Source organism: Kitasatospora sp. NPDC033851 (assembly GCF_055576085.1).
Map to the genome: position 1 here is coordinate 17,886 of NZ_JBVIRL010000011.1, position 19,871 is coordinate 37,756.

Sequence of the window (19,871 nt, forward strand, 5' to 3'; positions counted from 1 at the left end):
CCGGAAGCTTTCGTTCCGGCGGCTGAGGAGAACCTAAGTCCTGGTGATGTCGCAGGTCAAGGCACTGTTGAAGGTTCACCGACGGTGCCCGGCACGATCCGGCCGGTCACACCGTCGACGTGCGTCGCGGCGTACGGACGACTCGGGTCGGCGGCGAAATGCGCCGATTCGGCCCGGGCCCAGCCCGCCCAGAACTCGGCCAGATCCGGACCGTCCCGCTCCTCGCCGCGCCGACGGGCCGCGTCGGCGTCCAGCTCCATCCAGACCACCCGGGCCAGCCACGGCCGCACCGCCCGCCGCCCGGCGCCGACCCCCTCCACCAGCACCACCGGGGCGACCGGCACCTCGGCCGTGCCCGCGAAGCGGCGCAGCGACCAGTCGTACACCCGGTACGCGGCGTCCCGCCCGGCCGACAGCGGCTCCAGCACCTGCTCGCGCAGCCGCCCGGTCCACTCGAAGAGCTCCTCGTGCGTGGCCAGGTCGTCCAGGTGGACCACCGGCGCCCCGCCGAGCGCCGCCGCCAGCCGGCCGGCGAAGGTCGTCTTGCCGGAGCCGGCGTGCCCGTCCACCGCGACCAGCCGCACCGGACCGCAGGACGGCGGCAGCGCGCGCAGCTCGGCCGCGAGGGCGCTCAGCCCGTCGCCGGGAGTGTGCCGTGCGGCGGAGGAGGGCCGAGCGGGGGAGGAGGTACCGGAAGCAGCCACATCGTCAACCCTACGGTGCCGTATCCCACCACTGCGGACAGTTCATCTGTGCAGGTCGTGACGGCAGCGCGGGTTTCGGGCATACTCGCTTCGCCACGACTGTGAACGGCCGTTCACCGCAACCCGGTGCCGGTCGGTCGGTCGTGCCCCATCTGCGCCGCACCCGCCAACACCTCGGCCCGGCGCCCAATCGAGGAGGCGACCGCCGCCATGACCCCCTCCCCTGTGAAAGCCGTGGAGCGCCAGCTGCCCAGCGAGGAGGCCCGCGAGCTGCTGAGCCTCACCCGGGACCTGGTGCAGCGCGAGCTGCAGCCGCGTGCCGCGGAGGACGAGTCCGCCGGCCGCTTCCCGCGGGAGGTCTTCCGCACCCTCGGCGAGGCCGGCCTGCTCTCCCTCCCGTACGACGAGAAGTACGGCGGCGGCGAGCAGCCCTACGAGGTGTACCTGCAGGTGCTGGAGGAGCTGGCGGCCGGCTGGCTGGCCATCGGCCTCGGTGTCAGCGTGCACACCCTGTCCTGCCACGCGCTGGCCACCTTCGGCACCGACGAGCAGCGCGACACGTGGCTGCCCGGCATGCTCTCCGGTGAGCAGCTCGGCGCCTACTGCCTCTCCGAGCCGCAGTCCGGCTCGGACGCGGCCGCGCTGCGCACCCGCGCCGACCTCGACGGCGAGGCGTACGTGGTGAACGGCACCAAGGCGTGGATCACCCACGGCGGGCAGGCGGACTTCTACAGCGCCATGGTGCGCACCGGCGGCGCGGGCGCCAAGGGCATCAGCTGCCTGCTGGTCCCCGGCACCCAGCAGGGCCTGTCGGCGGCCCCGCCGGAGCACAAGATGGGCATGCGCTCCTCGCCGACCGCCCAGCTGCACTTCGACGGCGCCCGGGTTCCCCGCGAGCGGCTGGTCGGCGAGGAGGGCCAGGGCTTCCAGATCGCGCTCGCCGCGCTGGACTCCGGCCGCCTCGGCATCGCCGCCTGCGCGATCGGCGTCGCCCAGGCCGCGCTCGACCTCGCGGTCGACTACGCGCGCACCCGGCGCCAGTTCGGCCGCCCGATCGCCGAGTTCCAGGGCCTGTCCTTCATGCTCGCCGACATGGCCACCCAGATCGAGGCCGGCCGCTCGCTCTACCTGTCCGCCGCGCGCCTGAAGGACGCGGGCCGGTCGTTCTCCAAGGAGGCGGCGATGGCCAAGCTGTTCTGCACCGACGCGGCGATGCGGGTGGCCACCGACGCCGTCCAGGTGCTCGGCGGCTACGGCTACACCCAGGACTTCCCGGCCGAGCGCTTCATGCGCGAGGCCAAGGTGCTGCAGATCGTCGAGGGCACCAACCAGATCCAGCGCCTGGTGATCGGCCGCCACCTCACGAAGGGCTGACGCCCGCCGAAGGCCTGGTGGCCGCCGAAGGCCCGGTGATCGCCGAAAACCGCCGCCGAAGGCCCGAGCCTTCCCCCCAACGGCCTCCGGCCGTCACTCCAGGGTGCGGAGTGACGGCCGGAGGCGTTCCTGACGGATCGTCAACTCGCGTGCTCGGGGCGGATGGTCAGCGTCGGACGAGCCGGCGGCGCTGCTCCGGGATGGAGCAGAGTGCGGCGACGGTCGGGGTCGAGGGGATGGGGGGCACCGCCGGGTCGACCGCCGCGATCCGCACCGGACGGTGCGCCACCGCGTGCGAGAACGGCTGGGTGCGCCAGTCCAGTTCGTTCGGGAGCTTGAACAGCGCGTCGAACCCGGCCGGTTCGGTGTCCTCGGGAGCCTCCACCTCGGCCAGGTCGTCGGTGGGCGCGCCCGAACCGGGGCAGATCGCGGGGGCGAAGGGGTTCCAGGCGGTCGGCAGCAGGGCGTGCTGCGGCAGCCGCTCCTCGTCCGACACCAGGCCGATCGGGCGGCGGCACTCGGGGCAGTTGACCCGGAAGATCTCCCAGGTCTCGGCCTCGCCGGGGTCGGTGCCCGGCGCGTGGTCGACCGCGAGGTCGTCGCGGCCGGTCATATCGTCGGTCTCGTCGGCGCCCAGCACGCGCTGGTCAGTAGCAGGCATGAGGATCCCCCTAGGATCGGGCCCGGCGTGGTCATCCAGGGCCACAACCAGCACTTCCCTGTGATCCGGACTCATAATCCTGCGGTGGTGTGCACCGTGATGCACCGGGTGTGTCCTTGGCCACACCGGCTGCCACATGCGCCCGGCACGTGCCCGCGTGGCACCTGCAATCCCTCTCCGTGCCACCTCGTGCGCCCCCCGTGCTCCCGACCGGGTAGGTTTGCGGACTGTGGAGGATCTCGACCAACGCATCGTCCAGCTGCTCCTCGAGGACGGCCGGATGAGCTACACGGACCTGGGCAAGGCCACCGGCCTGTCCACCTCGGCGGTGCACCAGCGCGTGCGCCGCCTCGAACAGCGCGGGGTGATCCGCGGCTACACCGCGATCATCGACCCCGACGCCGTCGACCTGGCGCTGACCGCGTTCATCTCGGTCAAGCCGTTCGACCCCAGCGCGCCGGACGACACCCCCGAACGCCTGGCCGGCCTGCCCGAGATCGAGGCCTGCCACAGCGTCGCCGGCGACGAGAACTACATCCTCAAGGTCCGTGTCGGCGCCCCCGGCGACCTCGAGGACCTGCTCGCCCGCATCCGCAGCGCCGCCGGCGTGTCCACCCGCACCACCGTCGTGCTCTCCACCCCGTACGAGGCGCGACCCCCGAAGCTCTGAGCCCGAACAGCCGAGGTGCAGACTTAGCGGCATGACCGAACGCACCCCACGGACCGTCCTGCTGCGCGGCGGCGCCGTCTACAGCCCCGCCGACCCCTTCGCCACCGCGATGCTCGTGGAGGGCGAGCACATCGCCTGGGTCGGCAGCGACGGCGCCGCCGAGGCGTACGCCGCGACCGTCGACGAGATCGTGGAGCTGGACGGCGCCCTGGTCACCCCCGCCTTCGTGGACGCCCACGTGCACGCCACCGCCACCGGTCTGGCGCTCACCGGCCTCGACCTCACCGGCAGCCCCTCGCTGGCCGCCGCCCTGGAAGCCGTCACCGCCTTCGTCGACGCCCGGTCCGAGTCCGGCGGGGTGCTGATCGGCCACGGCTGGGACGAGACCGGCTGGCCCGAGGGCCGCCCGCCCGCGCTCGCCGAACTCGACGCGGCCGCCCGGGGCGCCGCGCTCTACCTCTCCCGCACCGACGTGCACTCCGCGCTCGCCACCACCGCGCTGCGCACCCTCACCGAGGGCCTGGCCGGGCGGCCCGGGCACGACCCCGAGGGCCCGCTCACCAAGGACGCCCACCACGCCGTCCGGCAGACCGCGCTCGCCCGCCTCACCCCCGAGCAGCGCCGCCGCGCCCAGCGCGCCACCCTGGCCCGCGCCGCCGAACTCGGCATCGGCGCCCTGCACGAGTGCGCCGGCCCGGAGATCTCCTCGGAGCAGGACCTGGCCGCCCTGCTGGCCCTGGCCGCCGACGGCGAGGGGCCCGAAGTCTTCGGCTACTGGGGCGAGTCGGGCGGGGTCGAGACGGCCCGCCGGCTCGGCGCGGTGGGCGCCGGCGGCGACCTCTTCGTGGACGGCGCGATCGGCTCGCGCACCGCCTGCCTGCACACCCCGTACGCGGACGCCGAGCACACCGGCACCGCCTATCTGACCGCCGGGCAGGTCGCGGACCACGTCACCGCCTGCACCGAGGCCGGGCTGCAGGCCGGCTTCCACGCCATCGGCGACGCGGCCGTTGCCGCCGTCATCGAGGGTGTCCGGGCGGCCGGCGAACGGGTCGGCGCCGGCCGGGTCAAGGCCCTGCGCCACCGCGTCGAGCACGCCGAGGCGCTGGATGACAAGTCCATCGCCGCCTTCGCCGAACTCGGCCTCACCGCCTCCGTCCAGCCCGCCTTCGACGCCGCCTGGGGCGGCCCGGAGGGTATGTACGTCCAGCGCCTGGGCGCCGAGCGGGCCGCCGCCCTCAACCCCTTCGCGGCCCTGCTGCGGGCCGGCGTCCCGCTGGCCTTCGGCTCGGACGCCCCGGTCACCCCGCTCGACCCCTGGGGCACCGTCCGCGCGGCGGCCTTCCACCGGACCCTGGACCACCGGATCTCGGTGCGCGCCGCCTTCACCGCCCACACCCGCGGCGGCTGGCGCGCGATCGGCCGCGACCAGGACGGGGTGCTGGTGCCCGGCGCGGTCGCCAGCTACGCGGTCTGGGCCGCCGGCGACCTGGTCGTCCAGGCCCCCGACTCCCGGGTGGCCGGCTGGTCCACCGACCCGCGCTCCGGCACCCCCGGCCTGCCCGACCTCACCCCGGGCCACCCGCTGCCGACCTGCCTGCGCACGGTGGTCCGCGGCCGCATGGTCCACCAGCGCTGACGGGCCCACCCGTGCTGACAGTCCACCGGCGTCGGCGGTCCACCGGCGCTGACGGGCCACCAGCGATAACGAGGTGAAGCGGCGGCGCACCGCCCCGTAGGTTGATCACCATGACGACCCACCCGCTGGTACCCGCGGACTTCGCCGTCCCACGCGAGCTGCTCGCCCCGGAGTTCCGCCTGGAACCCCTGGGCGAGCAGCACAACGCCTCCGACCACGCCGCCTGGACCGGCAGCATCGACCACATCCGGGCCACCCCCGGCTTCGTCGGCCGGGACTGGCCGCCCACCGACGGGATGCCGCCGGAGCGCAACCTCGCCGACCTGCGCCGCCACGCCGCCGACTTCGCCGCGCGCACCGGCTTCACCTACACCGTCCTGGAGCCGGACCGGGACGAGGTGATCGGCTGCGTCTACATCTACCCGGACCGCGAGGACCCGGCCGCGGTCACCGTCAGCTCCTGGGTCCGCGCCGACCGGGCCCACCTGGACGCCCCCCTGTACCGAGCCGTCTCCGCCTGGCTCGCCGGGCACTGGCCGTTGGGCCCGGTCCGCTACTCCGAGCGCTGACCACGCGAGGGGCCGCGGGTACGGCCGGGCCCTACCACCCTCACCGCACGTCCCACCGTCGTTCCGGGGTACCTTCTTCGCACAGCGTCCGAACAGCAAGCCCCAGGAAGATGGTGCGCCGGTGGCCATTCCCGTCACCCAGGAGCGGTCCGGGACCGCACCCGAGCCCCAGGAGCCGGCGCCCCGACCGGGCCGCGGCGCCCGTGCCGTCGCCAAGGTGCGGGCCGGGCTGCCCCGGACCGGCCTGGCGGCGCTGGCCGGCCTGCTGCTCGCCCTCGCCTTCCCGCCGTACGACCTCTGGCCGCTGTCCCTGCTCGGCGTCGCCGCGCTCTCGCTGCTCACCCGGGGCCGCACCTTCCGCCAGGGCCTGTGGACGGGCTTCGCCTTCGGCCTGCCGTTCTTCCTGATGCTGCTCAGCTGGCTGCGGGTGGTCGGCTGGGACGCCACGGTCGGGCTGTCCGTCGTCGAGGCGCTGTTCCTGGCCCTGCTCGGCGGCGCACTGGCCGTCACCTCCCGGCTGCCCGGCTGGCCGCTGTGGGCGGCCTGCCTCTGGATCACCCAGGAATGGGCCCGTGACCGGCTGCCGCTCGGCGGCTTCCCCTGGGGCCGGCTCGCCTTCGCCAACACCGCCACCCCGTACACCCCGCTGGCCGCGCTCGGCGGCGCGCCGCTGGTGACCTTCGCGGTCGCCCTCTCCGGCGCCCTGCTCGCCTGGGCCGTCCTGCGCCTGCGCGGGCCGGCCAAGGCCCCGAAGGCGGCCGCGCTGGCGGCGCTCGGCGCGGTCGCCGCGCTGCTCTGCGGCTACCTCGTCCCGGTGCCCACCGCCGCGGCCGACACCGTGAAGGTCGCCATCGTCCAGGGCAACGTGCCCAACCCGGGCATGGACTTCCTCGGCCGCCCGATGATGGTCCTCAACAACCACGCCTCGGCCACCGAGCGCCTCGCCGCCGACATCGCGGCCGGCAAGGTCGAGCGCCCCGACGTCGTGATCTGGCCGGAGAACTCCTCCGACCTCGACCCGTTCAGCGACCCACTGGCCCGGGAGCGCATCGACGAGGCCGTCAAGGCGGTCGGCGTGCCCACCCTGGTCGGCACCCTGGTGGACGGCCCGGACGCGCAGCACGTCCAGAACGAGGGCATCGTCTGGGACCCGCAGACCGGCCCCGGCGCCTCCTACACCAAGCAGCACCCCGTCCCGTTCGGCGAGTACGTCCCCTTCCGCGCCCAGCTGATGAAGGTGATCACCCGCCTCCAGCGGGTCGCCCGGGACTTCTACCCCGGCGACCACAACGGCGTGATGCAGCTCGGCCCGGCCCGGATCGGCGACGTCATCTGCTTCGAGGTGGCCTACGACGAGATCGTCCGCGACACCGTGGACAGCGGCGCCCGCGTCCTGGTCGTCCAGACCAACAACGCGACCTACGCCAGGACCGGGCAGCCCGAGCAGCAGCTCGCGATGAGCCGGCTGCGGGCCGTCGAACACGGCCGGGCGGTGCTGATCGCCGCCACCAGCGGCATCAGCGCGGTGATCTCCCCGGACGGCACCGTCCAGCAGCGCACCGAGGAGCTGACCCCCGCCGAGCTGTCGGCGACCGTCCCGCTGCGCGACGGCACCACGGTGGCCGACCGGGTCGGCGTCGCCCCGGAGTGGACGCTGGCGATCGGCGGCCTGCTGGCCTGCGCCGCCGGAGTGCTGGTCGGACGCCGCAGGAAGGCCGCCGCCGGAACACCGGCCGAGCAGGATTCGTTGGACCAGGTGGTGCCGTAGCCGGCCCGGACCTCCCGTGCGGCGCGCAGAGCACCGCCTGGAGTGGATTCGTACCGTGACCCAGCAAGCTGCCCCCACCCGTCCGGCCCCGCGCGGAAGGCTCCGCCGGGTGCTGCCGTTGCTGATCACCGCCTGGCTGGTGCTGGAGATCTGGCTGCTGGTCCAGGTCGGCTCGTGGCTGGGCGGGCTCACCGTCCTGCTGCTGCTCATCGCGGGCGCCCTGATCGGCGGCTCGGTGATCAAGAGGGCCGGGCTGAAGGCGCTGTCGGCGGCGATCGAGCAGAGCAAGGACCCGCAGTCCGAGCAGCCGCAGACCGGCACCAGCATGACGGTGCTGGCGGGCGTCCTGCTGATCGTCCCCGGCTTCCTGTCGGACCTGGTGGCCCTGACCCTGCTGTTCCCGCCCACCCGGGCGCTGTGGCGGGCGGCCGGGCGCCGGCTCACCGACAAGGCGCTGCACAGCACCGGCGTCGTCGGCGCCGGCCCGCTCGCGGACGCCGTGCGGCTGCAGGAGCAGCTGCGCATCCACCGCCCGGACGGCAAGGTGATCCAGGGCGAGGTCGTCGAGCCGGAGGCCGGCCCGCGCGGCCCGCAGGGCCCGGACACCACCTACCGTCCGCCGATCACCGGCTGACGCGGGCCGTCGGCCCCTCGGACGGGGACGGCTCGGGGCCACCCGGCCGCGGGCCAGTTGGCCCTGAGCCTCAGCCGAGCCACCCGAGCCGTCAGCCACCCGAGCGTGGACAACGCGAAAGGGACCCTGGAAACCAGGGTCCCTTTTCGCGTCCTCCCGCGCGGGGCGGGAGCGATGTCAGGCGCTCTTGCGGGTGTCCCGCGGGTGTACCGCGAGGTTCATCCCTCCGGAGCGGAGCACGGCCAGCCGCTCGGCCAGCACCTCCTCCAGCTCCTCGCGCGTCCGGCGCTCCATCAGCATGTCCCAATGGGTGCGCGTCGGCTTGGTCTTCTTCTCCTCCGGCTCGTCACCGTCGAGAAGTGCTGCTTCCTGGCCACAGAAGCGACATTCCCAGGTCGAGGGGATCTCCGCCTCGACCGAGAAAGGAACCTCGAATCGGTGTCCGTTCTGACATGCGTACTCGACGGTCTGGCGGGGAGCCAGATCGATACCACGGTCGGTCTCGTAGCTAGTGGCCCCGAGTCGCGTGCCGCGGAGAGCTCGCTCGCTCATGAATCGTGCCTCCCGGGCTTATGGCCCACAGGACTAGTGGTCGCTGTTCTTCGTCGTTCGGTCAACGCTCGGCTTCCGACGAAGATTCCCGTCCCGGGACATGCGTCGTCTGTTGTGCCGCCCCTGTTTGTACCCACCTGCGCCCGATTTGTCACATCTGGCCGGTGATATCACCCCAGGTGTCACCTATTTCACATCTGGTGATCGTGCGGACTTTCTGTGACGAGCCTACCGGGACGGGTTTCGACAGCCTCCGCCGCCCCCGGCCCCGACCCGATCCGGAGCCGTGGCGGGTCAGGAGATCGGGCGCGAGCGGATCATCGGTTCGCCCTTGGCCAGGTCGACCGGACGGGACTGCGGGGCCGGATCGGCGGGGGCGACCAGCGGCGGGCGCTCCGGGCGGGGCGGCACGCCGGCGGCCGCCTCGGTGCGGGTGTCGCGGTGCGGCAGCAGGGCGATGACCGCGTCCCGCAGCTGGGCCGGGGCCTCGTCGTCCAGCGGGTCGACGGTGGCGGGCACCTGCAGCCGGACCGGGGTGCCGTTGCCGATCCGAGCGTAGCCGCGGCCGACCGGGGCCTGTGCGGCGGGCACGATGTCCAACGGTGCGCCGAGCGCGGCGCGGCTGTCGTCCGGGCCGGCCGGGCCGAGCACCACGCGGGCCCGGGTGGTGGCGCGGACGGTCGGGGTGATCCGGTCCCGGGCCTCCATGTCGTCGGCGATCACCACGGTGACCCGGGCGGCCCGGCCGTGCCGCAGCGGGAGCTCCAGCAGGTCCTGGGGGTCGGGGCGGCCCTCGGCCTGGGCGAGCTCGCTCAGCTCGGTCGGGTGGTCCAGCAGCAGCCAGAGCGGCCGGGTGGCGTCCTCGGGCGGGGCGGAGCCGGCGTGCCGGGCGGCGTTGAGCGCGGTGAGCCGGCGGTCGGTCTCCTGGGCGGCCCACTCCAGGGCGGCCAGGGCGCCGTGCAGGCTGGTCTCCACGGTGTGCACGCCGGGCCGGTTCACCAGGCAGGCGTGCTCCCCGGTGCCCGCGCCGTCGACCACCACCAGGTCGGCGTACGGGAGGGCCTGCAGCGCGATCGAGCGGAGCAGGCTGGACGTGCCGTAGCCGGTGACGCCGAGCGCCAGCAGGTGCGGCTCGGAGGAGCGCGGGCCGGCGCGCCAGACCACCGGCGGTTGCGGGACGGTCGTGCCGCCCTGGGTGACCGGGATGGTCCGGGCGGAGCCGTCCTCGTCGGTGAAGCCCAGCACGATCTCGCCGGGGGCGGCCACGAAGCGCTGGGCGACGACGTCGGTGGGCAGCGGGGCGAGTGCGGCGATCCGCAGCCGGTTGGACTCCTCGTCCCAGTCGAAGCGGTACTCGCGGGCCCGGCCCGCCTTGCCCTGGACGACCTGCTCGATCCGGGCCCGGGCGGCCGGCTCGGTGTCGGTGAAGTAGGCCGGGTAGTCGAGCTCCAGCCGGGAGAGCCGGCCCTCGCCGTCGAACTCCCAGGAGCCGAAGGCGTTCTTGTAGCTGCCCTCGAAGTGGTACAGCGGGTTGGCGTCCTCGGGGCCGCACAGGTACGGGGTGAGCGCGGCGTAGAGGGCGCCGAGCTTGACGTCGGCGACGTCCGGCGCGGGCGGGGCGGACGGCCCCTTGGGGCCCCGGCCGGCCCAGGCGGCGCTGGCCATCAGGGCGATCAGGGCGAACAGCAGGCCGTGCGGCAGCAGGTAGATGCCGACCAGCATCGCGGCGGTCAGGAAGACCGTCGGACCGCGGCGCTCCTTGGGGGTGGCCTGCCAGCGGCCCTTGGCCCAGGCGGCGTGGTGGCGCATGCCGCGCCCGATGACGGAGAGCGGGGCGAACATGTCGGAGGCGTGGTCCCCGGCGGTCCGGGCGATCTCGCGGCCCTTGCTGAGGTGGCGGTGGAGCGGCATTCCTTGACTCCCCGGGCGAGTGGGACGGGTGGGGTGCGACGGGCGGGGTGCGGAAGTGGGGTACGACGGGGCCCGGGGGCGGTGGGATCCGCGCCCGGGCCGGTACGGGGGAGTGGCAGCGGCTAGAACCTGATGCCGCTGAGCAGGCTCGCGAGGCTGGCGCCGCCCGCGGTGATGCTGGGGGCGATCGACGAGCCGGCGATGTAGAAGCCGAGCAGGGCGCAGACGATGGCGTGGGAGACCTTCAGTCCGTCCCGGCGGAAGAAGAGAAAGGCGATGGTGCCAAACAGGACGATGCCGGAAATCGAGAGGATCACGATCCGCTCCTCGGGAGGGGGGACAAGCGGGGGGTGTTACGGAAAGTGCGTTAATCGTGACAAAAAGTAATAGATGATGGAACGGGGCAAATGGGTGGTTCTGCCGTTCAATACCGTTCCGGACGCCGGACGGCGGTATGCGAACCGGCGGGGGTGGGGACCGGTCGCCGTGGGATTCGGTGCGTCAAGGCATTCCCGGGGGGTGGGCGGGAAGCTTCCGGGGGGTCCGGGAAGTTCGCTCGAATGGCTGCGCGACCCGCGTGGCCGCGTGTCGTCGCGGGCCCCGACCGTCATCCGGATCACGGACACCGGCTGGCCCGCTCCGGCAGCGGCCGCTACCGTGCCCTGGGCGCAGCCCCGAGACCGCCCGACGACCCGACCGGAAAGGCCGCCCGCCATGACCGACGCCGCCAGCCAGCAGCCCGCCGACGCCCCCGACGCCCCCGACGCCGAGGTGATCGCGCTGGCCGGGAAGATCTTCGACGCCGCCCGGGCCGGGGCGACCGACACCCTGGCCGCCTACCTGGACGCCGGCGCCCCGGCCGACCTCACCAACGACCGCGGCGACACCCTCGTCATGCTCGCCGCGTACCACGGCCACGCCGCCACCGTCGAGACGCTGCTCCGGCACGGCGCCGACCCGAACCTCGCCAACGACCGCGGCCAGACCCCGCTGGCCGGCGCCGTCTTCAAGGGCGCCGAGGACGTGCTCGCCGCCCTGCTGGCCGGCGGCGCCGACCCGCAGGCCGGCACCCCGAGCGCCCTCGACACCGCCCGGATGTTCGGCAAGGAGGACCTGGTCGCCCGGTTCGAGGCTCGCTGAGCGGAGATCGTAGGCTTTTCAACCATGGACACCACCGCCACCCAGGACACCGGCACCGTCGACTTCCGCATCACCGGCTTCGCCCACGCCGACGCCCAGGCACTGTCGGCGGAGGTGCAGCAGGAGTACGTCCGCCGCTACGGCGACCCCGACTTCACCGAGATGCACGCCGAGGACTTCGACGCGCCGGCCGGGCTGTTCCTGATCGCCTACCTGGACGGCCGCCCGGTCGCCTGCGGCGGCTGGCGGGCCAAGGAGGCCGGCGGCCCGGACGCGCTGCGCGAGGGCGACGCCGAGCTGAAGCGGATGTTCGTCGTCCCGGACGCCCGCGGCCGCGGCCTGGCCAGGGCGCTGCTGCGCCGCCTGGAGCAGACCGCGGTCGAGGCCGGCCGTACCCGGTTCATCCTGGAGACCGGCACCCAGCAGCCCGAGGCCATCGCGCTCTACAAGTCCGAGGGCTACACGGCGGTCCGCAAGTTCGGCTACTACAAGGACCACCCGCTGGCCGTCTGCCTCGGCAAGGAGCTCGCCGCGGCGGTCTGAGCGGCCGCCCGGCCGGGTAGGCTCCGGTCGCCCTGACGACCGGCCCTGGGGGATGGGATGAGCCACCGAGCACCCGGAGTCGACCGGTTCCCCGCCCTGGCCGCGCCCGGCGGGGAGCTGGACCGGCTGGTCCGCGAGGGCGTGCGCACCGTCGGGGCGGGCGCCGTCTGGGCCGTCGGCGACGCCGGGGGCACGCTCGGCGGCGGCAGCCACGGCGTGCTCGGGCAGGGCCCGTACGCGCGGCTCGCGCCCGGGCCGGACACGCTGTACGACCTCGCCAGCCTCACCAAGATCGTCGCGCTGTGGCCCTGCGCCGGGACGCTCCGGCAGTCCGGCCGGCTGCCGCTGGACGAGCCGCTCGGCCGCTGGTGGCCGCCGGCCGCCGGACGGCCCGCCGGCGCGGTGACCGCCCGGCACCTCCTCGCCCACACGGCCGGGCTGCTCCCGTACACCCGCTTCGAGCAGCTCTACGGGCGCGACCCCGCGGCGATCCGGGCCGGGGTGACCGCCGCACCGGCGCACCGGACGCCCGGCACCGCCGTCGAGTACACCGACCGCGCCGCCGTCCTGCTCACCTACCTGGTCGAGGACCTCGGCGGCGCCCCGCTGGACCGACTCGCCGCGCGCTGGGCCTGGCACCCGCTCGGCATGGCCGACACCCGATTCGGGCCGCTCGGCCCCGCGCTCGCCGACCGCACGGCCCCCACCGAGTACGACGAGCGGGCCGGCGCACCCCTGCGCGGCGTCGTCCACGACCCCTCGGCCCGGCTGCTCGGCGGCGTCTCCGGCAACGCCGGCGCCTTCTCCACCGCCCGCGACCTCGCCCGCTTCCTCACCGCCGTGCTCGCCCCGCCGCCCGGACTCGCCTGGGGCGGGGCGTGGATCGAGGAGTCGCTGCGCGAGCAGACCGGCGGACTGCGGCCCGCCCGCGGCCTGTCCTGGCTGTACGCCCCCGGCACCGAGCCGGCCGAGCGCACCTTCGTCCACTACGGCTTCACCGGCACCGGTTTCTGGGTCTCCCGGCGGCTCGGCCGCTGGGCGCTGCTGCTCACCAACAAGGTGCACTACGACCGGGTCACCCAGCCGCTGACCGACCTGCGCAACGCCTACCGCCGGCTGGTGTTCGGATGAGGACGGCCCGCGCGGGGTGACGGGCGGTCAGAGGAGCGTGCTCCAGTAGGACCAGAACCGGTTCAGCACCAGCAGCGCGATCACCGCCGCCCACAGCACCGGCAGCGCCCAGTGGTAGCGGGCCGCCTCCCGCACGACCACCCGAAGGCGGGGGCCCACCGGGATCACCCCGCTGCGCAGGTTGTGCAGCGTCGTGTACCAGAACAGCGCCACCACCGTCGCCCACACCACCATGCAGTACGGGCACAGCGCGCCGATCTCGTACAGCGCCTGGTCCACCAGCCAGTGCACGAACACCACACCCAGCGCGGTGCCCGCGTGCAGGCCCAGCCAGAACCAGCGTCGGTACGCGGCACCGGAGAGCAGCCCCGCCCCGATCGCCGCCAGGGCGCCGAAGGCAGCCAGGCCCAGCAGCGGGTTCGGGAAGCCGAAGACCTCCGCCTGCTCGGTGCGCATCACCGAGCCGCAGCTGATCACCGGATTGATGTTGCAGCTGGGGATGTAGGAGGGGTTCTCCAGGATGCGGAGCTTGTCGAAGGTCAGGACGGCCGAGGCGGCCAGACCGATCAGGCCGCCGAGGAACAGCAGGACCGCGTAGGCCCGGCTCGCCCCGACCGGGGCCCGTCCGGCGGCGTCGGGAGCGGGACTGGAGAGGTGCACGGTGGCAGTGGCGGACATGGCAGCACACTCCGGAGGCTGACTGGGAGGGGCCGGCCCGGCCGGGAGTTCGGCCGGGCCGGTGGTGCCGTGCTGAAGGGCGTTGCTACCGGCCGGACTACGGGCCGGACTACGGGCCGGACTACGGGCTGGACTACAGGCCGGCGGCCTGCTTGACCTGGGCGGTGAACTGCTCCGGCGAGACCACGGCCTTGCCGCTGAACAGCGTGACCGGCTTGCCGTCCACCTGCACCGTCGGAGTGCCGGTCACCCCGCTGTCGTTGAACGCGTCGGCGACCTTCGCCGCCCACGGCGCGTAGGTCTTGTCGGTGACCGCCTTCACGAAGGCGTCCGTCTTCAGCCCGGGCACCTGGCCGGCCAGGTCCAGGATGTGGTTGACGTCGCCGAAGCCGTCCTCGCGCTCGTCCGGCTGGTTGGCGTACAGCACGTCGTGGAACTGCTTGAACTTGTCCACGCCCTCGTTCAGCGCGGCGCCCGCGGCGGCCAGCGCGGTGCGCGAACCCTTGCCGCCGAGGTTCTTGTCCAGGAAGGCCGCCAGGTGGAACTCCACCTTGATCTGGCCGTCCTCGGTGAGCTTCTTGACGGTCTCGCCGTTCGCCGCCTCGAAGTGCTTGCAGATCGGGCAGCGGAAGTCCTCGTAGACCTCCATGGTGTGCGGGGCGTCGGCCTTGCCGTAGGTGATCACCGTGCCGTCCGGGCCGCCGGCGTTGGCCGGGACGACCAGCGCGGCCGAGGTGGCGGCCGCGGAGCCCTTGTCGTCCTTGTTCGAGGCCGAGTCGATCGCGACGGCGACACCGCCCGCGAGGGCGAGCACGACGACCGCGGAGACGGTCACGACGATCCGCTGACGGCGCTTGGCGGCCTGCTGCTCGCGGCGCTGCGCCTCCTGGATCCGCTCACGGACACTGATGCGCTGGGCCTGCTGCTTGCCGGGGGCCTGAACCATGGGAATTCAACTCCTGTACGCGGCGCGCGGGTGCGCGCGGGGAACCGCACCGGGTGCGGCGGGGTCGGGGGAACGCGGGAGTCGTGCGCACTGCCTGCGGGCGTACGGGGGCCGTGGTCCGGCCGGGTACGGAAGAAACGATCGGCGTCCGGGAGGGACCCGGTACGGAAGCGATCAGCAGGCAGGCGCGAAAGCCGGCGGGCCACGCCGGGGAGCCGGGCTCAGCACCACGTCCTCGCGGCGTGGCCGCGCGCGGTCCGACACCGGCAGCGGGACCCGCAGCACCGGGCGCGCCGGGGCCGGGACCAGCAGGACGAGCAGGGCGCGCAACGGCCGGGCCAGCGACTCGCGCAGCGCGCGCAGCGCCCGGGCCAGGCCCGACAGGGCCGAGTCGCCCAGCCGCAGCCAGACGGCGGCGGCCAGCGCGATCACCAGGTGCACCAGCAGGAGCAGCAGTTGGGTCACGGCGGGCGCCAACTGCCCGGCGTGGCCCAACGGCCCCGCGAGCAGCGACCCGTCCATCGAACCGCCGCCGCAGACCAGCAGGTTCACCCCGCGCGCGGGGACCTGCCCGGACAGCACCGGCCCACAGCCGGTCTGGCCCAGGTTGAACGTGGTGTTGAGCAGCAGCTCGACCGGGACCATCACGGCGGAGATGTGCAGCAACCGCCGCTCCCCGCCCGCCAGTGCGGCCGCGACCAGGAAGACGGCGACACCCGCCGAGGCCACCAGCGACAGCGGCAGCGGGCGGCCGGTGATGACCACCTGGCCCAACGCGGCCATCGGCACGGCGAGCGCGGTGAACACCGCGGCCCGCAGGGCCCTGGTCGCATGGGTGGAGGTCGTCACGCTCCGGAGTATGCCATGACGCTCACACCCGGCACGAGGGCGCATGGGCCCTTGCCCTTACTCCTGACGCGCCCTCAACGGGACGTGGGGTCGACACCGGCCGCGGCCGGACTAGCCTGGGAAGAGTTCCCGGCGGCCCCGACGAGGGGATGGACGCGCATGGCGAAACCCGAGACCACGGTGGGGCAGGTGCTGTTGGCCCGCGTCGAGGCCCAGGCAGCGGTGCTGGCCGGCCTGGACGACGCCGTCCGGGCCGACGAACCGGACGCCGTGCACAGGATGCGGGTCGCCTGCCGACGGCTGCGCAGCGCCCTGCGGACCTTCCGACGGCTCTTCACCCCCGGCGCGACGGACGAGCTGGTCACGGAGCTGCGCTGGCTGGGCGCCGCCCTCGGCGGCGCGCGCGACCTCGAGGTGCTCACCGAACGGCTGGCCGCCCAGGCCCGTGAGCTGCCCGCCGAGTGCGGGCCGGAGCGGGTCGCCGCCGCGCTCGAGCGGTGGGGCGAGACCGAGTACCGCCGGGTCCGGCCCGAGGTGGCCGCCGCCCTCGACAGCCCACGCCGGCGGGCCCTCGGCGACGCCCTCACCGCCTTCCTCGCCGACCCGCCGCTGCGCGGCCGGGCCGCCCGTCCCGCCCTTCCCGAGCTGTCCCGGATCGCCGCCCGCGAACAGGAACGCACCGCCGGCCGCGTCCGGGCGGCCCTCGCCGCCGACTCCGAGGACCGCGACCACGCCCTCCACGACGCCCGCAAGGCCGCCAAGCGCGCCCGCTACGCCGGTGAGACCGCCACCCCGGCGGCCGGCGCGCGGGCCGAGCGCTACGTGCGGCGGATGAAGGCCGTCCAGGACGTCCTCGGCGAACACCAGGACGCCGTGGTCGCCGCCGCCACCCTCGCCGCCCAGCCGGTCGCCGCCTCCGAGCGCTTCGGCTACGGCGCCCTGTACGGCCGCCAGCTCGCCGTGGAGGCGGCGGCGCGTGAGCGTCTGCCGGGGGTGTGGAAGCGGGCGGGCAAACGCAAGCTGACCCGGTTCGGGTAGCCGTTCGGCCCGGGCGGCCCGCGCTACGCGGGGCTGAGCCCCGCCGAGCGGGCCGCCTCGCGCAGCAGGTCGCGCAGCATCGTGGTGGTCAGGCGGCCGGTGTTCGTGTTGCGCGGGCTCACGTGGTAGCAGCCGTAGAGCCGCAGCGGCGGGCCGCCGTCACGGGCGGCAAGGTCGACCCGGGCGGCGTGGCCGAAGGCGGGCCTGGGCCGGGGGACCTGCCAGCCGGCGTCCGCGATCACCGGGAGCAGGGCCTGCCAGGCGAAGCCGCCGAGGGCGACCACGGTCCGTACGGTCGGGCGCAGCAGCTGCAGTTCGCGGGTGATCCAAGGGCGGCAGGTGTCGCGTTCGGCGGTGCTCGGCTTGTTGTCGGGCGGGGCGCAGCGGACCGGGTCGGTGATCCGCACGCCGTACAGCTCCAGGCCGTCGCCGTAGCGGACGGAGTGCGGGCGGTTGGCGAGCCCGAGGTCGTGGAGCGCCGCGTAGAGCAGGTCGCCGGAGGGGTCGCCGGTGAAGATCCGGCCGGTGCGGTTGGCGCCGTGGGCGGCGGGGGCGAGGCCGACCAGGACGAGCGGGGCGTCGGGCGGGCCGAAGCCGGGGATCGGCCGGGCCCAGTAGTCCCAGTCCTGGTAGGCGCGGCGCTTGGTGCGGGCGGTCTCCTCGCGCCATGCGACCAGGCGGGGGCAGGCCCGGCAGCCGGTGACCACGCGGTCCAGGGCGGCCAGTCCGGTGACCCGGGCGGCGGCCTCGGCGGGGTGGCGGGGGTCGCCGGGATCGTCGGCGGGGGACTGCGGCGTGGCCGTGGGCGGCATGGCCCCGATCCTAGGGGGTCGGCCGCGTCGGGCTCGGGGGTTCCTGACGGTTCCTGCCTGCTCTGAGGGGTTCACCCCGCTATATCCGTCTTCCTTCTGGTATATCCGGTTCGATCCGGCCGCGGCCGGGCAGACGTAGCGTGGAGGCAGTTGCTCCGGTGGCCCCCGGCCCGGCCGGGCCGGCGGTGGCCGGACACGCCGGTGTGCGCGCAGGCCGCGAGGAGGCCGCGATGATCGTCGATGCGGTGCTGGGGGTCCTCGGGGGGCTGGCCGGGCTGGGGGCGCTCTGGGCGGCCATGAGCCTCAGGGTGGTCCAGCAGTTCCAGAAGGGCGTGGTGTTCCGATTCGGGAAGGTGCGCGACGAGGTGCGCCAGCCCGGGCTGGTGGCCCTGATGCCGGTCGCGGACCGGCTGCGCAGGGTGAACGTGCAGATCGTGACGATGCCGATCCCGGCGCAGGAGGGCATCACCCGGGACAACGTGACCGTGCGGGTCGACGCGGTGGTCTACTTCCGCGTGGTGGACCCGGTCAAGGCGACGGTCAACGTGCAGGACTACAACTTCGCGATCTCCCAGGTCGCGCAGACCTCGCTGCGCTCGATCATCGGCAAGAGCGAGCTGGACGACCTGCTGGCCAACCGGGAACCGATCAACCAGGGGCTGGAGTTGATGATCGACAGCCCGGCGCTGGGCTGGGGCATCGAGATCGACCGGGTGGAGATCAAGGACGTCGCGCTGCCGGAGTCGATGAAGCGCTCGATCGCCCGGCAGGCCGAGGCCGAGCGGGAACGCCGCGCGCGGATCATCACGGCGGACGGCGAGTACCAGGCCTCCGAGCGGCTGTCGGCGGCGGCGGCGGTGATGAGCGCGACCCCGGCCGCCCTCCAACTGCGGCTGCTGCAGACCGTGGTGGAGGTGGCGGCGGAGAAGAACTCGACGCTGGTGCTGCCCTTCCCGGTGGAACTGCTGCGCTTCCTGGACAGCTCGACCGAGGTCCAGCAGCGGAACCTGCTGACGGCCGCCGCGGTCGCCGCCGGGGCGAAGGCCGCGGAGGAGGCCGTGAAGAGCGGGGAGGTCTCCGAGGTCGAACTCGACAAGGAGCCGCCCCCGCACGAACTCCCGCGGCTCGATGATCTGTTGGAGCGCTCGCCGGTGGAGGCCGCGGAATCGCCGGACGGCAGTGCCGGGCGCGGCGCCGGAGCCGAGCCGGAACCGCAGCCCTGAGCGGCGCCCGGTGGCGTCGGCCACACACCCGGACCACGATGGACAGGGGCAGGAAGCCAGGTCAGGAGGCGGACCATGACCAAAGCCAGCGACATCATGCACCCGGGCGCGGAGTGCATCCGCGAGCACGAGACGCTCGCCGCCGCTGCCCGGATCATGCGGGAACGTGACGTGGGCGCCCTGCCCATCTGTGGGCCCGGCGACAAGCTGCTGGGCATCGTGACCGACCGCGACATCGTGCTGCGTTGCGTCGCCGAGGGCCGTGACCCGGCGGCGGTGACGGCGGGCGAGCTGGCGCAGGGGCGGCCGATGACGGTGGAGGCCGACGAGGACTGCGAACAGGTGCTGCGGGTGATGGAGCAGTACCAGGTGCGCCGGCTGCCGGTGATCAACCACCCGGAGCACAAGCTGGTCGGCATGATCAGCGAGGCGGACATCGCGCGCGGTATGCCGCAGTCCCGGGTGGCCGAGTTCGTGTCGGCGGTCTGCGCGGAGGAGGCGCCCTCGCCGACCGCCCTGAGCTGACACCGCCGTACGCAACCGCCGTACGCACGCGGGCTGTGGCCCCGCCCTCGCCGGGCGGGGCCGCAGCCGTGGCGTCAGCCCAGGGCGTAGACGGTGGTGGCGTGGGCGGCGGGCTCCTCGGCGCTCTCGGTTCCCTCGGCCCCCTCGGGGGTGAGGGTGATGTCGAGGAAGGCGATCCGGCGGCCGAGCTTGGTGATCCGGGCGCGCACCAGGACGTCCTGCCCGACGACCGCCCGCTGGAAGGTGGTGGACTGCTGGACGGTGGTCATCGGGCCGAAGCCGCCGCGCGCGGCCGAGATCGCGACCACGCAGGCGGTGTCGGCGGCGGCCATCAGCGCCTGGCCGGACAGCCCGCCGCCCTCGCGGGCGAGCTGGTCGGACCAGGGCAGCCGCAGCACGGCGTGCCGCTCGCCGGTCTCGACGGCGGACAGGCCGAGAGCCTGCACCCAGGGGGCGAAGTGGTCGGCCAGGAGCTTGTCCGCCTCGGCGGTGGTGAGGGTCATC

General features: G+C 74.3%; 22 protein-coding genes. 12 read left to right on the plus strand and 10 right to left on the minus strand.

Features of this window, described 5'->3' with window-relative positions; translation table 11 throughout:
* Positions 1-56: 56 nt before the first annotated feature.
* Positions 57-704 (minus strand): uridine kinase family protein, encoded by a 648-nt coding sequence (locus tag ACZ51D_RS21625; protein ID WP_465624898.1) that lies wholly within the window; start codon positions 702-704, stop codon positions 57-59.
* 210 nt (positions 705-914) lie between these two features.
* Between ACZ51D_RS21625 and ACZ51D_RS21630 the strand changes: the two genes are divergently transcribed.
* On the plus strand, positions 915-2,078 hold the full coding sequence (locus ACZ51D_RS21630; protein WP_465624900.1) for an acyl-CoA dehydrogenase family protein: 1,164 nt from the start codon (positions 915-917) through the stop codon (positions 2,076-2,078).
* A 166-nt stretch (positions 2,079-2,244) separates the two neighbouring features.
* Here the strand turns inward: ACZ51D_RS21630 and ACZ51D_RS21635 are convergent, their stop codons facing one another.
* Entirely contained in the window at positions 2,245-2,739 is a 495-nt protein-coding gene (locus tag ACZ51D_RS21635; protein ID WP_465624902.1) for a hypothetical protein, read from the minus strand.
* A gap of 229 nt (positions 2,740-2,968) precedes the next feature.
* Between ACZ51D_RS21635 and ACZ51D_RS21640 the strand changes: the two genes are divergently transcribed.
* The 5 genes from ACZ51D_RS21640 to fxsA all read left to right on the plus strand — a co-directional run bounded on the left by ACZ51D_RS21640 (position 2,969) and on the right by fxsA (position 8,019).
* Positions 2,969-3,409, plus strand: a complete 441-nt coding sequence (locus ACZ51D_RS21640; protein ID WP_045694655.1) for an Lrp/AsnC family transcriptional regulator — start codon at positions 2,969-2,971, stop codon at positions 3,407-3,409.
* Positions 3,410-3,440: 31 nt separating this feature from the next.
* The gene (locus ACZ51D_RS21645; RefSeq protein ID WP_465663293.1) at positions 3,441-5,048 is read left to right on the plus strand and encodes an amidohydrolase; all 1,608 of its coding nucleotides are present in this window, start codon (positions 3,441-3,443) and stop codon (positions 5,046-5,048) included.
* A gap of 110 nt (positions 5,049-5,158) precedes the next feature.
* On the plus strand, positions 5,159-5,617 hold the full coding sequence (locus tag ACZ51D_RS21650; protein WP_465624906.1) for a GNAT family N-acetyltransferase: 459 nt from the start codon (positions 5,159-5,161) through the stop codon (positions 5,615-5,617).
* A 127-nt stretch (positions 5,618-5,744) separates the two neighbouring features.
* A complete protein-coding gene (gene lnt, locus ACZ51D_RS21655; RefSeq protein WP_465663379.1) occupies positions 5,745-7,385 on the plus strand; it encodes an apolipoprotein N-acyltransferase in 1,641 nt (546 codons plus the stop codon).
* A gap of 55 nt (positions 7,386-7,440) precedes the next feature.
* Complete coding sequence (gene fxsA / locus ACZ51D_RS21660) at positions 7,441-8,019, plus strand: FxsA family membrane protein (RefSeq protein ID WP_465624910.1); 579 nt, start codon at positions 7,441-7,443, stop codon at positions 8,017-8,019.
* Positions 8,020-8,196: 177 nt separating this feature from the next.
* Here the strand turns inward: fxsA and ACZ51D_RS21665 are convergent, their stop codons facing one another.
* The 3 genes from ACZ51D_RS21665 to ACZ51D_RS21675 form a co-directional block, all read right to left on the minus strand.
* A complete protein-coding gene (locus ACZ51D_RS21665) occupies positions 8,197-8,571 on the minus strand; it encodes an RNA polymerase-binding protein RbpA (protein WP_188300504.1) in 375 nt (124 codons plus the stop codon).
* 294 nt (positions 8,572-8,865) lie between these two features.
* Complete coding sequence (locus ACZ51D_RS21670) at positions 8,866-10,482, minus strand: hypothetical protein (protein ID WP_465624912.1); 1,617 nt, start codon at positions 10,480-10,482, stop codon at positions 8,866-8,868.
* Positions 10,483-10,604: 122 nt separating this feature from the next.
* A complete protein-coding gene (locus ACZ51D_RS21675) occupies positions 10,605-10,799 on the minus strand; it encodes a hypothetical protein (RefSeq protein ID WP_188300502.1) in 195 nt (64 codons plus the stop codon).
* 397 nt (positions 10,800-11,196) lie between these two features.
* Between ACZ51D_RS21675 and ACZ51D_RS21680 the strand changes: the two genes are divergently transcribed.
* The 3 genes from ACZ51D_RS21680 to ACZ51D_RS21690 are packed head-to-tail and all read left to right on the plus strand — an operon-like array spanning position 11,197 to position 13,296.
* Positions 11,197-11,622: an ankyrin repeat domain-containing protein gene (locus tag ACZ51D_RS21680; protein ID WP_465624914.1), complete on the plus strand. Its 426-nt coding sequence runs from the start codon at positions 11,197-11,199 to the stop codon at positions 11,620-11,622.
* A gap of 24 nt (positions 11,623-11,646) precedes the next feature.
* Positions 11,647-12,165 carry a GNAT family N-acetyltransferase gene (locus ACZ51D_RS21685; RefSeq protein ID WP_360491708.1) on the plus strand — a complete coding sequence of 173 codons (519 nt, stop codon included), beginning with the start codon at positions 11,647-11,649 and terminating at the stop codon, positions 12,163-12,165.
* A 57-nt stretch (positions 12,166-12,222) separates the two neighbouring features.
* The gene (locus ACZ51D_RS21690) at positions 12,223-13,296 is read left to right on the plus strand and encodes a serine hydrolase domain-containing protein (RefSeq protein ID WP_465663294.1); all 1,074 of its coding nucleotides are present in this window, start codon (positions 12,223-12,225) and stop codon (positions 13,294-13,296) included.
* A 27-nt stretch (positions 13,297-13,323) separates the two neighbouring features.
* Here ACZ51D_RS21690 and ACZ51D_RS21695 read toward each other — a convergent pair whose 3' ends face one another.
* The 3 genes from ACZ51D_RS21695 to ACZ51D_RS21705 all read right to left on the minus strand — a co-directional run bounded on the left by ACZ51D_RS21695 (position 13,324) and on the right by ACZ51D_RS21705 (position 15,769).
* Positions 13,324-13,974, minus strand: coding sequence for a vitamin K epoxide reductase family protein (locus ACZ51D_RS21695; RefSeq protein WP_465624919.1), 651 nt, complete (start codon positions 13,972-13,974; stop codon positions 13,324-13,326).
* 133 nt (positions 13,975-14,107) lie between these two features.
* Positions 14,108-14,920, minus strand: coding sequence for a DsbA family protein (locus ACZ51D_RS21700; protein WP_360491699.1), 813 nt, complete (start codon positions 14,918-14,920; stop codon positions 14,108-14,110).
* Positions 14,921-15,094: 174 nt separating this feature from the next.
* The gene (locus tag ACZ51D_RS21705) at positions 15,095-15,769 is read right to left on the minus strand and encodes a hypothetical protein (protein ID WP_360491696.1); all 675 of its coding nucleotides are present in this window, start codon (positions 15,767-15,769) and stop codon (positions 15,095-15,097) included.
* A gap of 159 nt (positions 15,770-15,928) precedes the next feature.
* On the opposite strand from ACZ51D_RS21705, the gene ACZ51D_RS21710 reads away from it, so the two are divergent.
* A complete protein-coding gene (locus tag ACZ51D_RS21710) occupies positions 15,929-16,807 on the plus strand; it encodes a CHAD domain-containing protein (RefSeq protein WP_465663295.1) in 879 nt (292 codons plus the stop codon).
* A gap of 23 nt (positions 16,808-16,830) precedes the next feature.
* Here the strand turns inward: ACZ51D_RS21710 and ACZ51D_RS21715 are convergent, their stop codons facing one another.
* The gene (locus ACZ51D_RS21715) at positions 16,831-17,619 is read right to left on the minus strand and encodes a uracil-DNA glycosylase (RefSeq protein WP_465624923.1); all 789 of its coding nucleotides are present in this window, start codon (positions 17,617-17,619) and stop codon (positions 16,831-16,833) included.
* Positions 17,620-17,849: 230 nt separating this feature from the next.
* Between ACZ51D_RS21715 and ACZ51D_RS21720 the strand changes: the two genes are divergently transcribed.
* The gene (locus ACZ51D_RS21720; RefSeq protein ID WP_465663296.1) at positions 17,850-18,842 is read left to right on the plus strand and encodes a slipin family protein; all 993 of its coding nucleotides are present in this window, start codon (positions 17,850-17,852) and stop codon (positions 18,840-18,842) included.
* Between the two features lie 75 nt (positions 18,843-18,917).
* The gene (locus ACZ51D_RS21725; protein WP_360491684.1) at positions 18,918-19,367 is read left to right on the plus strand and encodes a CBS domain-containing protein; all 450 of its coding nucleotides are present in this window, start codon (positions 18,918-18,920) and stop codon (positions 19,365-19,367) included.
* Between the two features lie 74 nt (positions 19,368-19,441).
* Here ACZ51D_RS21725 and ACZ51D_RS21730 read toward each other — a convergent pair whose 3' ends face one another.
* Complete coding sequence (locus ACZ51D_RS21730) at positions 19,442-19,870, minus strand: PaaI family thioesterase (RefSeq protein WP_465663297.1); 429 nt, start codon at positions 19,868-19,870, stop codon at positions 19,442-19,444.
* Position 19,871: the final 1 nt, after the last annotated feature.